General features: G+C 63.3%; 12 protein-coding genes and 1 pseudogene. 7 read left to right on the forward strand and 6 right to left on the reverse strand.

Features of this window, described 5'->3' with window-relative positions; translation table 11 throughout:
* Window positions 1–4: 4 nt before the first annotated feature.
* Together QO034_RS08560 and QO034_RS08565 are read right to left on the reverse strand one after the other, a co-directional pair.
* Window positions 5–262 (reverse strand): succinate dehydrogenase assembly factor 2, encoded by a 258-nt coding sequence (locus QO034_RS08560; RefSeq protein WP_284485093.1) that lies wholly within the window; start codon window positions 260–262, stop codon window positions 5–7.
* Window positions 259–660, reverse strand: coding sequence for a helix-turn-helix domain-containing protein (locus QO034_RS08565; RefSeq protein WP_284485094.1), 402 nt, complete (start codon window positions 658–660; stop codon window positions 259–261). The genes QO034_RS08560 and QO034_RS08565 overlap by 4 nt, the downstream gene beginning before the upstream one ends.
* A 94-nt stretch (window positions 661–754) precedes the next feature.
* Between QO034_RS08565 and QO034_RS08570 the strand changes: the two genes are divergently transcribed.
* Both QO034_RS08570 and QO034_RS08575 read left to right on the forward strand, forming a co-directional pair.
* On the forward strand, window positions 755–1,957 hold the full coding sequence (locus QO034_RS08570) for a pyridoxal phosphate-dependent aminotransferase (RefSeq protein WP_284485095.1): 1,203 nt from the start codon (window positions 755–757) through the stop codon (window positions 1,955–1,957).
* 11 nt (window positions 1,958–1,968) lie between these two features.
* Window positions 1,969–2,373 (forward strand): hypothetical protein, encoded by a 405-nt coding sequence (locus QO034_RS08575; protein WP_284485096.1) that lies wholly within the window; start codon window positions 1,969–1,971, stop codon window positions 2,371–2,373.
* Window positions 2,374–2,397: 24 nt separating this feature from the next.
* Here the strand turns inward: QO034_RS08575 and QO034_RS08580 are convergent, their stop codons facing one another.
* Window positions 2,398–3,747 (reverse strand): MATE family efflux transporter, encoded by a 1,350-nt coding sequence (locus QO034_RS08580; protein WP_284485097.1) that lies wholly within the window; start codon window positions 3,745–3,747, stop codon window positions 2,398–2,400.
* Window positions 3,748–3,920: 173 nt separating this feature from the next.
* Between QO034_RS08580 and QO034_RS08585 the strand changes: the two genes are divergently transcribed.
* Window positions 3,921–5,096, forward strand: coding sequence for a calcium-binding protein (locus tag QO034_RS08585; RefSeq protein WP_284485098.1), 1,176 nt, complete (start codon window positions 3,921–3,923; stop codon window positions 5,094–5,096).
* Between the two features lie 21 nt (window positions 5,097–5,117).
* Here the strand turns inward: QO034_RS08585 and ppk2 are convergent, their stop codons facing one another.
* Window positions 5,118–6,056 (reverse strand): polyphosphate kinase 2, encoded by a 939-nt coding sequence (ppk2, locus tag QO034_RS08590; protein ID WP_284485099.1) that lies wholly within the window; start codon window positions 6,054–6,056, stop codon window positions 5,118–5,120.
* Window positions 6,057–6,216: 160 nt separating this feature from the next.
* On the opposite strand from ppk2, the gene QO034_RS08595 reads away from it, so the two are divergent.
* Both QO034_RS08595 and QO034_RS08600 read left to right on the forward strand, forming a co-directional pair.
* On the forward strand, window positions 6,217–7,509 hold the full coding sequence (locus QO034_RS08595; RefSeq protein WP_284485100.1) for an alpha/beta hydrolase family protein: 1,293 nt from the start codon (window positions 6,217–6,219) through the stop codon (window positions 7,507–7,509).
* Window positions 7,510–7,570: 61 nt separating this feature from the next.
* Entirely contained in the window at window positions 7,571–8,455 is an 885-nt protein-coding gene (locus QO034_RS08600; RefSeq protein ID WP_284485101.1) for an alpha/beta fold hydrolase, read from the forward strand.
* Here QO034_RS08600 and QO034_RS08605 read toward each other — a convergent pair.
* On the reverse strand, window positions 8,452–9,186 hold the full coding sequence (locus tag QO034_RS08605; RefSeq protein ID WP_284485102.1) for an NYN domain-containing protein: 735 nt from the start codon (window positions 9,184–9,186) through the stop codon (window positions 8,452–8,454). The two genes, QO034_RS08600 and QO034_RS08605, sit on opposite strands and share 4 nt — an antisense overlap.
* A 159-nt stretch (window positions 9,187–9,345) precedes the next feature.
* On the opposite strand from QO034_RS08605, the gene parE reads away from it, so the two are divergent.
* Window positions 9,346–11,301: a DNA topoisomerase IV subunit B gene (gene parE / locus QO034_RS08610; protein WP_284485103.1), complete on the forward strand. Its 1,956-nt coding sequence runs from the start codon at window positions 9,346–9,348 to the stop codon at window positions 11,299–11,301.
* Window positions 11,298–11,771: a hypothetical protein gene (locus tag QO034_RS08615; protein ID WP_284485104.1), complete on the forward strand. Its 474-nt coding sequence runs from the start codon at window positions 11,298–11,300 to the stop codon at window positions 11,769–11,771. Before parE ends, QO034_RS08615 begins: the two co-directional genes overlap by 4 nt.
* Here QO034_RS08615 and QO034_RS08620 read toward each other — a convergent pair.
* A pseudogene (locus QO034_RS08620) lies at window positions 11,745–12,563 on the reverse strand (IS256 family transposase); the annotation flags it as partial. The gene QO034_RS08615 and the pseudogene QO034_RS08620 overlap by 27 nt on opposite strands.
* Window positions 12,564–12,669: the final 106 nt, after the last annotated feature.

Consider the following 12,669-nt stretch of genomic DNA (forward strand, 5'->3'; position numbering starts at 1 on the left):
ATCCCTATTTTTGAAACGTTTGCGATATTTCATGGATCAGCGGTGCAAGCGATTCCGGCGGTGTATCCTGCCCCGTGACCCACTGATAGAGATCCTGATCATTCTCTTGCAGCAGCGAGTCGTAAGTGTCGAGATCGCTGTCGGACATCCCGTCGAGCGTGGCGTCGGCATAGGCGCTCAGGATCAGGTCCATCTCCTTGATGCCGCGCCGCATCGACCGCATGCGCAGGCGCTTGATCCTGGTGTCGCGGGGTTCGTTCACGGCTGCTCTGCCGGCTGGATCAGCATCCTCAGCTTCTTTTCGACCCGTGCCGCGCGTTCTGCATTGCTGCGCATCGATGCCCTGATCTCGCGCAATTCGGCCAGCACGTCCGAAAGGTCCGGCGCGTCCTGAACGTCATCGGCAGGCCCGGACATGCCGTCGCCTTCTCCGGTCAACAGCCACATGATCGACACGTTCAGCAGCCCGGCCAGCATCGACAGCTTGTTGGCGCGCGGTTCGGCCATGTCGTTTTCCCAGCTGACAAGGGTCGCTTTCTTTATACCGAGCCGCCGCGCCAGCTGCGCCTGCGTCATGCCGGTCGCCTCGCGCGCCCCGGCCACGCGGTCGCCGAATGTCGCCGAGTCCGGGCCATACCAATCGGTGTTCTCGTCGCTCATGTCTGCTCTCCTTTCGACCTGCCCCGAAGCCGCTTGATCGGCCCCCGGCGGCACCCTATGACAGTCGCGATGAACATACAAACCGAGGTGACCCATGAGTTTCCTGTCTGCGACACTGTCCCGCGTCAAACCGTCTCCGACCATCGCCGTCACCGCCAAGGCGCGCGAGTTGAAAGAAGCCGGACGCGACGTGATCGGGCTGGGCGCGGGCGAACCGGACTTCGACACGCCCGAGAATATCAAGGCGGCCGGGATCCGGGCGATCGAGGACGGCAAGACGAAATACACCGCGCCCGACGGCATCCCCGAACTGAAACAGGCGATCTGCGCCAAGTTCAAGCGCGACAACGGTCTCACCTATTCCCCCGCGCAGGTGAGCGTCGGCACCGGCGGCAAGCAGATCCTCTACAACGCGCTGATGGCGACGCTCAATCCGGGGGACGAGGTGGTGATTCCCGCGCCCTACTGGGTCAGCTATCCTGACATGGTGCTGCTGGCGGGCGGCGAACCGATCATCGCCGAAGCGTCCCTGCAAACCGGTTTCAAGCTGACCGCCGACCAGCTCGAAGCGGCGATCACGCCCAGGACCAAGTGGTTCATCTTCAATTCGCCCAGCAACCCGACCGGGGCGGGCTATTCGCGCGACGAACTCAAGGCGCTGACCGAAGTGCTGATGCGCCACCCGCACGTCTGGGTGATGTCCGACGACATGTATGAACACCTGGCCTATGGCGATTTCGAGTTCTGCTCCCCGGCGCAGGTCGAACCGGCGCTCTACGACCGCACGCTGACCTGCAACGGCGTCTCCAAGGCCTACGCCATGACCGGCTGGCGCATCGGCTACGCGGCCGGGCCGGAGCCGCTGATCGCCGCGATGCGAAAGATCCAGAGCCAGAGCACGTCCAATCCCTGCTCGATCAGCCAGTGGGCCTCGGTCGAGGCGCTGAACGGACCGCAGGATTTCCTGCCCGCGAACAACGAGGTGTTCAAACGCCGTCGCGACCTGGTCGTGTCGATGCTGAACAAGATCGACGGCGTCACCTGCCCGACGCCCGAAGGCGCATTCTATGTCTATCCGTCCATCGCCGGGCTGATCGGCAAGACGACTCCGGCGGGAACCGAGATCACCGACGACGAAGCCTTCGCGACCGCGCTGCTGGAAGAATCCGACGTCGCCGTCGTCTTCGGCGCCGCCTTCGGCCTGTCGCCCAATTTCCGCGTCAGCTATGCCACATCCGACGATGCGTTGAAGGAAGCCTGCACACGTATCCAGACATTCTGCGCGGCGCTCACATAAAAGGACCCTCCATGACCACCGAACTGCCGGAATACTATTTCCGCGTGCGCGACAACGGCGCTTTCGTGTTCCGCCCCAATTCCGACAACCGGCAGCGACGGACCGAACTGAACCAGATCGCCGTGGTCAACATCCGGAACGGCGAAATCAAGCCGCATGGCGACCGCGTGTTGACGGATTCAGACATCGAGGCGATCCGGGACTGGATGACCGACCGCGCCGCGCTCCTTGCCCGGCGCGAGTTCGACGATATCCTGCGCGCGCTGGACGTGCTCAACACGACCGCGCATTGGGCGCAGACCAGGGCCACCGAGGCGCAGCTGGAACGGGTCACTGACGATCTGCTGCTGGCGATGCACGACCTACGCAGCGTTCTGGTGCGCAAGAAATCGGACCGGTTGTCCAGGGACGTCTGACGCGCCGGGACCGATCCATGAGGATCAGGCGGCCAAGGCAACCTTGCCCAAGGCCCGCCGCCAGAACCGCAGCATCAGGAAAACGCCCGCACAGGCCAGCCCGGTGACGAGACCCAGCCAGACGCCGATCCCGCCCATGCCCCAGACGAACCCAAGAAGGTATGAGGTCGGAATGCCGATCACCCAATAGGACAGGACCGCCATGATCATCGGCACCTTGGTGTCCTGCACCCCGCGCAAAAGGCCCAGCGCGATGGCCTGCGCGCCATCGACCAGCTGAAACAGCGCGGCGATGGCCAGCAGGCCGACGCCGATGGCCAGGATCGCCGGCCGCTGGGCATTGTCCGGTTCCATGAACAGCGACATCAGCGGTTCCGGCAGAAGCAGGAACAACAGGATCGTCACTGCCGCGAAGCCCAGCGACAGGGCGGTCACCACCTCGGCTCCGCGCGCCAGATGCGCCCGGTCCTGCCGGCCAAAGGCGTTGCCGGCGCGGATTGTCGCCACGTTGCTCAGCCCGAGATGCACCATGAAGGTGCAGGCGGCGATGGAAACGACGATGCCATGCGCCGCCAGCGGCACGGTCCCGAGCCACCCCATCATCAGGGCAGAGGCGGAAAACAGGCTGACCTCGCTGACGGTCGTCAGGCCGATCGGCAGGCCCAGACGGAACACCTGCAGCAGCATGTCCCAGTCGGGCCGCCAGAACCTCTGGAACATCCGGTGCTCGGGCAGCGCCAGCACCGCGTAGACGATCACCGCCAGCAGCGACACCGCCTGCGTGATGATCGACGCCACCGCGGCCCCCATGATCCCCAGTTCCGGCGCGCCGAAGTTCCCGAAGATCAAGGCATAGTTCGCCAGCGCATTCGTCAGCGCCGCCACGATCGTGATCCAGAACACGATCTGGGTGCGTTCAAGCGCCGCCAGATAGGATTTCAGGACCATCACCAACAGGGCCGGGAACAGCCCCCAGCCCGCCACCCGAAGATACCGCGCGGCCAGTTCGGACACCTCGGGGGGCTGCCCGAGGCTGGCGAGGATCGGTTCTGACCAGATCATCACCGGCATGGCGATCGCTCCGTAAGCCAGCGACAGCCACAGCCCCATACGGGTGATCCGCCGCACGCTCGTGTCATCTCCCTTCGCCGCAACCGCCGCCACCATCGGCATCACCGCGAGCGCGAACCCGGCGCCGAGGATGAAGAACACGAAGAAGTAACTTCCCGCCAGTGTCACAGCCGCCAGTTCGCCGACGCCATACCACCCCAGCATGACCGTGTCGGTGAGCGTAATCGCGTATTGCGCCACATGCCCGCCGATCAGCGGCAGGCCGAGGACCAGAATGGCTTTGACGTGGCCGGGATATGTCATGGTCTGGCTCATCGTTCGCTGCACTAGGCGCAAAGCGTGCCCCCCGCAAGCCCAAGCGGGTCGGTCCTCGCCCGGACGAGGGTTTTGACAGGTTCCGACCGGACCTGTAGCCTTGCACCGTCGGGACGCCGCCGTTGATCCGGCCTTCGCGCCTCGCTTTCCGGGAGCCTCGCATGACATCGCTTCACCTGGTCGCCAATGAAGTCCTGTTCACCTCCTATGGACATCTGCAACTGGTCTACGATCCGGATGGCGTATTCGGGTCCGGCGATGAACTGGAGCTGGAGGTTCAGGGGCCGTTTCTGGCCATCGGCGACTGGGACGTGCGCCCGGTGCAGCCGCATGAAATCCCCTTTGCCGCCGACAGCATCGCCCAAAGACTCGACCTGCCGACGGACCGCGACGCATCGGATGTCTGGGAGGTTCTGGTCAACCTGCGCGATTTCCTGGCGACCCAGGCCATTGAATACAGGCTTGGCCTGTTCGGCGCGGTGGAAGGGCAGAACAGCAACAGCTACATCGCCACCCTCGCCCATGTGGTCGGACTCGATCTCGCCCCGGCCATGGCGGCCATTCTCGGCTCGCCCGATTTCAGTTCCTTTCCGGGCCTGGCGCGCAACGTTCTGTTCGATCATGTCGACTCTGATGACATGAGCCTGCCGCCGGTCGCGCTGGTCCTTGACGGATCGGACGGCGCGGACACGCTGTCAGGCGGGCTTGGGAACGACAGCCTGCACGCGGGCGGCGGCCGCGACCTGGTGCTGGGCCTCGCCGGGGCGGACAATCTGTCCGGCGGATCCGGCCGTGACACGCTCCGCGGCGGCGAAGGCCATGACCTGCTGTCCGGAAACGGCGGCCGCGACCGGCTGTTCGGCGATGCGGGCGACGATATCCTGACCGGAAACGGCAAGAACGACCGGTTGGCCGGCGGCGCGGGCCGGGACATCCTGGATGGCGGCGACGGCGACGACACGCTTCTTGGCAATGGCGGGGCCGATACCCTGTCCGGCGGCCGTGGGTCGGACATTCTGAACGGCGGCGGCGGCGCGGACAACCTGTCCGGTCAGGACGGCAGCGACATGGTGATCGGAAACACCGGGAACGACCTGCTCAGCGGCGGGGCCGGCGCGGATGTCTTCGTCTTCGATGGCACCCGCAACGAAGGCCGTGACAGGATTTCCGATTTCGCCGACGGCTTCGACATCCTGCGGGTGCAGGGCCTGACGTTCGCCGAGGTGTCGATCTCCGGCACCGCCGATGCCATCATTACGCTTGGTGGCCTGACACAGATAACCCTGACGGATGTGCCGTCATCCGCGATCACCGGCGCGGATTTCGACTTCATCTGATCCGCGCCGGAGCCGGTGCAGCTACCGCGCCCGCGTGCCCGGATGCAAGGCCGTGCCCAGGATGTGATCGGACCGGTGAATGACGTGATGGGCCTGACCGACGATAAGCGGATCGGGCCGGCCCACGACATCCGTATCCTTGTCCGGATAGTCCAGTGAATTCAGGAAATGCCGCATGCAGTTCAGCCGTGCACGTTTCTTGTCGTTGGACTTGATGACCGTCCACGGGGCGTCCGCCGTGTCGGTGTAAAAGAACATCGCTTCCTTGGCCTCGGTGTAATCGTCCCATTTAGACAGCGATGCCTTGTCGATCGGACTCAGCTTCCAGCGCTTGAGAGGGTCGGTTTCCCGGCTTTCGAACCGGCGCTTCTGCTCAGCTTGCGTGACCGAGAACCAGTACTTGTACATCCGGATGCCGGACCGCACGAGCATGCGCTCCAGTTCCGGCGTCTGGCGCATGAATTCCAGGTATTCCGTGGGATCGCAAAAACCCATGACCCGTTCGACGCCGGCACGATTGTACCAGGACCGGTCGAGGAAAACCATCTCGCCCGACGTTGGCAGATGCCCGACATAACGCTGGAAATACCACTGGCCGCGTTCCTCGTCCGTCGGCTTGTTCAAGGCGACGACACGCGCCCCACGCGGATTGAGATGCTCGGTGAACCGTTTGATCGTGCCGCCCTTGCCCGCCGCGTCCCGGCCTTCGAACAGCAGCACGAATTTCTGGCCTGTCTCCTGACCCCAGATCTGCGCCTTCAAAAGTTCGGCTTGCAGCTTCGCCTTGTCCGCCTCGTAAGCGCGGCGCCCCATCCTGCGGGAATAGGGATACTTGCCGCTCTCAAAGGCGCGGCGCACCTCTTCCGGACTCGGCTGACGGACGGCTTGGCTCACCCGAGCATCCGCCCCCGTGGATACGACGGTATCGTTTTCGGGTATGTTCGAAGGGGGGACGGTCATGGGCGCGTCTCCTCGTTCCGGCCTGATCTTGGTCACGCGGACTCTAATAACTTAACCTGTGCAATGCCTTGATCCCTGTCAAAAACCTGCCAAAGTCGGACTTCTTCTTTCGCTCGCCGCCTGCGCGTTTCACCGGCCCTCAAAAGGAAGGATCATTCCGATGCGACCGACCCTGACCGCCCTCGGGCTTGCCGCCAGCCTCGCCGCCGCGATTCCCGCCCAAGCCGAGAACCGTATCGACCTCATCCGCCCGGATGCCCCTGTTCTGGCCGCACATGGCGATCTGCCGGTCGGCGTGCAGACCCTCGGCTTTGTCCACGCCGGTCAGAACGACATCCTGAACACCACCGAAGGTTCCGAACCGATCTACGACCGTCCGCTGACCGTCGAAGTCTGGTATCCAGCGGCCGACGGCACGGAGCCGGGCGGCACCTATCGCGCCTTTCTTCGGGACGGAAAAACCGAAGTCACGCTGATCGGCCGTGCGGCCCGCGACGCGGCCCCGGCGAGCGGAGCAGCCTATCCGCTGGTGGTGATCTCTCATGGCTATCCCGGCAACCGGTTCCTGATGTCCCACCTTGGCGAGAACCTTGCCTCAAAGGGCTATGTCACCGTGTCCATCGACCATACCGACAGCACCTACAACGACCAGGCCGCTTTTGGATCGACCCTGCTGAACCGGCCGATAGACCAGAGGTTCGTCATCGACCAGATGGCGGCGCTGGACGGGCCGCTGGGCGACATCGTCGACGCGGACACCACCGGGGTGATCGGATATTCGATGGGCGGCTACGGGGCGCTGGTCTTTGGCGGCGCGGGCGTCACTCAGGCCTCCACCGAATACCCGTGGGGCACGCCCAACGGCCTGCTGGCACGCCACCTTGCAGGTTCCGACAGCCACAAGGCGCTGATCGACCCGCGCGTGAAAGCGGTGATCGCCATCGGTCCCTGGGGCAGGAACACCGGGTTCTGGGACGACGCCGGGCTCGCCGGGTTCGAAAAACCGCTGATGCTGATGGCCGGCGGGGCCGACGACGTGTCGATCTATCCCGCGATACGCGAGATCTTTGCCGGCGCCACCGGCACCACGCGCCACCTTCTGACCTTCGAGGCGGCCAACCACAACGCCGCGGCCCCGATGCCCGCGCCGGCGGAAAGCTGGCTGCCGGTCGACACCCTGGATTTCGTGCCCTTCGAACACTATGCCGACGCGGTCTGGGATACCAACCGGATGAACAACATTGCCCAGCATTTCGCCACCGCCTTCATGGACCTGCACCTGAAGAGCAACGCGGACAAGGCGGCCTACCTGTACCTTGTGCCGCGGGCGGCGGACGGGGTCGTGGCGCTGGACGACGCCGGACAGGAAACCGCCGACCACACCTATTGGCGCGGCTTCGCGCCCCGGACCGCGCAGGGCCTGACCTTCGAGACCCTGAATGCCGGTGAATAGCCCGCGCCGGGGTCGAACGCGCCAGACAGGCAACCCTGATCATCAATCGACGCAGAAAGGCATGACCATGCAGACGGAAACGGTTGAACTGAACGGTCATCCGTTCTTCCTGCGGCGCTGGGGAAACAGGGACCTGCCGCCGCTCCTGATGCTGCACGGGTTCCCGGAATACGGCGGCGCCTGGGCCGATCTCGCGCCGCACCTGGCCGGACATTTCCACTGCATCGCCCCGGACCAAAGGGGCTATGGCCAAAGCTGGGCGCCGGACGGGGTCGAAAACTACGCCGCCTCGAAACTGGTCGGGGACATGGCGGCGCTCATCGATGCGACCGGTGCGCCGGTCACGGTGCTGGGCCATGACTGGGGCGCGGCGGTGGCCTATGGGCTGGCGATGTTCAAACCCGACCTGGTGGGCCGGCTGATCATCGCCAACGGTGTGCACCCGGCGCCGTTCCAGCGCGCCATGGCGGCGGGCGGCGCGCAGTCCGAGGCCAGCCAGTATATCAACTATCTGCGGCGGGAGGACTCGCACGAACGGCTTGCGGTGGACGATTTCGCGAAGATGAAACAGCTGTTCATGGGAAAGATGGACAGCGGCTGGCTAACCGAAGCGAAGAAGCGGGACTATCTCACCGAATGGGCCCGGCCCGGGAGGCTGAAAACGATGATCCACTGGTATCGCGCCTCACCTCTGAAAATCGCCGATCCGGGCCACCCGCTGACCGATCTGCCCGACATGCCCGTCGAACGGCTGAAGGTGCGCTGCCCGCATCTGCTGATCTGGGGCATGGACGATACTGCGCTGTTGCCGGAGGCCACCGACGGGCTGGAAGACTTCGCCGCCGACCTGACGCGCATCGAACTGCCCGGCCTGAACCACTGGCTGATTCACCAGGATCCGCAACGGGTGGCGCGGGCCATTCTGGACTGGATCGACCAGAGTTAGAGCGGAACTCGCAGGCGGACCCGCCGCGCCGCGCCCTTGCCATCGCATTGAAACATGTTGCCGTATTTCGTCAGGAACCCGTTCCAGGATTTTTCGGGACAGGCCGTAATCCGCATGCCGATGTGGCGTCGCACCATCCCGTTGAGCGACGCGACCTCGATCCAGGACGTACCGCTTTCCCGACGCAGGATTTCTGCGACGGCCTTGTGAAGCGGCAAGCCGGCCAGAACAGTCGTCAGTTCCGTCGGACGCAACGGCAAGCTCGTCTGCCCCGCTTCAGATTCGATCCGGTCGGTTAACGCCTCAAGAGTGACAAACCACCCGCAGGCCCGCTGAAATGCCTCGGGTGTCTGTACGCCGCCCATCCCGGTCACCCGGTGCCCGCGCTCGCACAGATGCCGCGCCAGATGGGTGAAATCCCCGTCCGAACTTACGATCACGAACCGCCGCGTCAGCCCCCGCGCAGCCAGGTCCACCGCATCTATGGCCAGCTTCATATCGGCTGAGTTCTTGCCGCAACGTGTGTGGATCAGGTCCACCTCCGGTTCGGCATCCCATCCCTTCAGCAACGCAGCATCCCCGTAAACCCGCCGGATGCGTGGCACACCCTGTTGCCTCGCCTGTTTCAGAATGGTTTGCGCATGGCTGGCGGCGATGTTTTCCCCGTCGATCAGAACCGCGACTGCGTGATCTTCGACAAACATCTCCGAAACGGGCGCGGATAGGGTCATAAAACGGGTCGCCTTGCGGTGCTCCCCCAACCTGCCCACCGATTGCGGTACAAAGATGGCACCGTCTTGGCATTTCCCTGCTCCCCTACCGGCAGCTTCACCCTTCCCCATTGCCCCCGGCGCTGCCATAATGCCGCAAAACAACAACAGAGCAGCGGTATGAACGACCTTCTGAGTCCAACGGCCCCGACCGATTACGACGCCTCCTCGATCGAGGTGCTTGAGGGTCTCGAACCGGTGCGCAAACGCCCCGGCATGTATATCGGCGGCACCGACGAACGCGCCCTTCATCACCTCGTGGCCGAGGTGCTCGACAACTCGATGGACGAGGCCGTCGCCGGCCACGCCAACCGGATAGAGGTGGAACTGCATGACGATTATGCCGTCACCATCCGCGACAACGGCCGCGGCATCCCGATCGACCCGCACCCGAAATTCCCCGGCAAATCCGCTTTGGAAGTCATCCTCTGCACCCTGCATGCGGGCGGCAAGTTCTCGGGCAAGGCCTATGAGACCTCCGGCGGCCTGCACGGCGTCGGCGCCTCGGTGGTCAACGCGCTGTCGGATTCCATGGTGGTGCAGGTCGCCCGCAACAAGGAACTCTTCGAGCAGCGTTTCTCGCGCGGCCTGCCGCTCGGCCCGGTCGAGAAACTCGGCGCCGCCCCCAACCGGCGCGGCACCACCGTCACCTTCCACGCCGACGACCAGATCTTCGGCCATCACCGCTTCAAGCCCGCCCGCCTGTTCAAGTCGATCCGCTCCAAGGCTTATCTCTTCTCCGGCGTCGAGATCCGCTGGAAATCCGCCATCGACGATGGCGAAACCCCGCTCGAGGCATCCTTCCACTTCCCCGGCGGCCTGTCGGACTACCTGACCGAAACCCTGGGCACCGCCTCCACCTATGCCGACAAACCCTTCTCGGGCACCGTCGATTTCAAGGAGAAATTCGGAACCCCCGGCAAGGTCGAATGGGCGATCAACTGGACCCCCTCCCGCGACGGCTTCATCCAGTCCTACTGCAACACCGTACCCACGCCCGAGGGTGGCACCCACGAGGCAGGTTTCTGGGCCGCGATCGTCAAGGGCGTCAAGGCCTATGGCGAACTGGTAAATAACCGGAAAGCATCCCAGATCACCCGCGAGGATCTGACCACGGGCGGCTGCGCGCTGGTCTCCTGCTTCATCCGCGAACCGGAATTCGTCGGCCAGACCAAGGACCGGCTCGCCACGGTCGAGGCGCAGCGGCTGGTCGAAAATTCCGTCCGCGACCATTTCGACAACTGGCTCGCCGCCGACACCAAATCCGCCGGTGCGATCCTCGATTTTCTCGTGCTTCGGGCCGAGGAACGCCTGCGCCGGCGGGCCGAAAAGGAAACGCAACGCAAATCCGCCACCAAGAAACTGCGCCTGCCCGGCAAGCTGACCGACTGTTCCGCCACTTCCCGCGAGGGCACCGAGCTTTTCATCGTCGAAGGGGATTCCGCGGGCGGCTCCGCCAAGATGGCGCGGGATCGGAAGACCCAGGCGCTGCTGCCCCTGCGCGGCAAGATCCTCAACGTACTGGGCGCGGCCAGTTCAAAGCTCGGCTCCAATGCCGAGATCAACGACCTGACCCAGGCGCTCGGCGTCGGCCTCGGTTCACGGTTCAACGTTGACGACCTGCGCTATGACAAGGTCATCATCATGACCGACGCCGATGTCGACGGCGCCCATATCGCCAGCCTCCTGATGACCTTCTTCTTCACCCAGATGCGCCCGATGATCGACCACGGCCACCTCTACCTCGCCTGCCCGCCGCTGTTCCGCCTGACGCAGGGCGCGCGCCGCGTCTACTGCACGGATGAGGCCGAGAAAGAGGCGATGCTCGCCAAGGGCCTCGGCGGCAAGGGCAAGATCGATGTCTCCCGCTTCAAGGGCCTCGGCGAAATGGACGCCAAGGACCTGAAGGAAACCACCATGGACCCGAAATCCCGCAAGCTGATCCGCGTCACCATCGACGAAGACGAACCCGGCGAAACCGGCGACCTCGTGGAACGGCTGATGGGCAAAAAGCCGGAACTGCGCTTCCAGTATATCCAGGAGAACGCGCGGTTCGTGGAGGAGTTGGACGTTTGAGTGAGCAAAAACTAGCGCAACTCAATATCGCTCAAATTCAACGACGTGTTCAACGCGAATTTCTTTCTGCACGCATAATGGACAACAACCTTCGCGGATATTGGTGCGAAGCCATGTTGGCAGAGGCTCTGGGCGACCAATGTGCAATCTGTTCCTTTGGTTGGGCCCCATGGGATCTGCAGATAGGCAAGAGTGAAGATACTTTTCCTTCACGCATTCGCATTCAGGTAAAAAATAGTGCCGCCCGCCAAACTTGGCATTCAGAAAGCGATGCGCCTTCAGACTGCCTTTTCAACCTAACATACCGAAAAAGACCTCATTACTTCGAGAGGGACAATCCGGGTATTCCCTGCGAAACTTTCGGGTTCATGTGCGACTTGTTCGCGTTATGCCATCATTCCGAAATCGATGAGCTATTGTCAAATCTGGTGTTTGGGTGGTCATCACGCGGCGGCCTGATTTTGTGTTGATGGCTTGATGCCGTTGATGAAATCGACGCCTTCGATGACGTCTGCGAGATGAGCAAAGCCGCGCAGCTTGCGCCAGCTCTTCTCAGCGCATTGGCCGAGCTTGAACATCATGTGGAGCATCCCGTCCCGGCTCAGACATCCCCTGGTGCGTTTCGTGCGGTGGCGGATGGTGGCGAACGCGCTCTCGATGGGATTTGAAGTTCTGATGCTCTGCCAGTGTTGGGCGGGGAAATCGTAGAAAGTCAGCAGTTCGTCGCGGTCCTTGACCAGGCATTCGACGGCCTTGGGGTATTTCGCCTCGTAGGTGTCGACGAACAAGTCAAACTCCTTGCGGGCATCTTCACGGGTCTCGGCCTGCCAAATGTCGTGCAGCGCCTTCTTTGCCTTGGGCTGACTGCGCTTTGGCAGATAGTTCAGAACGTTGCCCGTCTTATGCACCCAGCAGCGCTGTTGCCGAGTGGTGGGATAGACTTCCTCAAGAGCCGCCCAAAATCCCATGGCCCCATCGCCGACTGCCAGTTTCGGAGCGTTGAGGCCGCGGCTTTTGAGCCCCAGCAGGACCTCGCGCCAGCTTTGGGTGCTCTCCCGCACACCGTCCTCAATGGCCAGGAAATGCTTCTCGCCGCGCGCATTGACACCGATCACGACCAGGGCGCAGAGCCGGTCGGCTGCGCCGTGCAAGCCGCTGTAGATCCCGTCGGCCCAGACATAGACCCATTCATCACGACCAAGATTGGCCTTGCGCCAGGCGTCGTGTTCCACCGCCCATTGTGTCTTTAGAGCGCTTTGCGTTTAATCGGTTCCATAGCCTGCGGCTTTGAAGAAGTTGAAGCATTCTTCCTCCGTGAAGAGATCGCAAACGTTGCCAACAGCATTCCAAAGGTCGGCATACGTGCGG

The organism is Sedimentitalea xiamensis (genome assembly GCF_030164465.1).
GTDB classification, from domain to species: Bacteria; Pseudomonadota; Alphaproteobacteria; order Rhodobacterales; family Rhodobacteraceae; genus Sedimentitalea; species Sedimentitalea xiamensis.

Excerpts from the sequence above, each read along its gene's own strand:
- QO034_RS08565 (WP_284485094.1), bottom strand. The coding sequence starts at position 660 with ATGAGCGACGAGAACACCGATTGGTATGGCCCGGACTCGGCGACATTC.
- QO034_RS08585 (WP_284485098.1), top strand. The coding sequence starts at position 3,921 with ATGACATCGCTTCACCTGGTCGCCAATGAAGTCCTGTTCACCTCCTAT.
- QO034_RS08595 (WP_284485100.1), top strand. The coding sequence starts at position 6,217 with ATGCGACCGACCCTGACCGCCCTCGGGCTTGCCGCCAGCCTCGCCGCC.
- QO034_RS08575 (WP_284485096.1), top strand. The coding sequence starts at position 1,969 with ATGACCACCGAACTGCCGGAATACTATTTCCGCGTGCGCGACAACGGC.
- QO034_RS08605 (WP_284485102.1), bottom strand. The coding sequence starts at position 9,186 with ATGACCCTATCCGCGCCCGTTTCGGAGATGTTTGTCGAAGATCACGCA.
- parE (WP_284485103.1), top strand. The coding sequence starts at position 9,346 with ATGAACGACCTTCTGAGTCCAACGGCCCCGACCGATTACGACGCCTCC.
- QO034_RS08600 (WP_284485101.1), top strand. The coding sequence starts at position 7,571 with ATGACCATGCAGACGGAAACGGTTGAACTGAACGGTCATCCGTTCTTC.
- QO034_RS08580 (WP_284485097.1), bottom strand. The coding sequence starts at position 3,747 with ATGACATATCCCGGCCACGTCAAAGCCATTCTGGTCCTCGGCCTGCCG.
- QO034_RS08570 (WP_284485095.1), top strand. The coding sequence starts at position 755 with ATGAGTTTCCTGTCTGCGACACTGTCCCGCGTCAAACCGTCTCCGACC.
- ppk2 (WP_284485099.1), bottom strand. The coding sequence starts at position 6,056 with ATGACCGTCCCCCCTTCGAACATACCCGAAAACGATACCGTCGTATCC.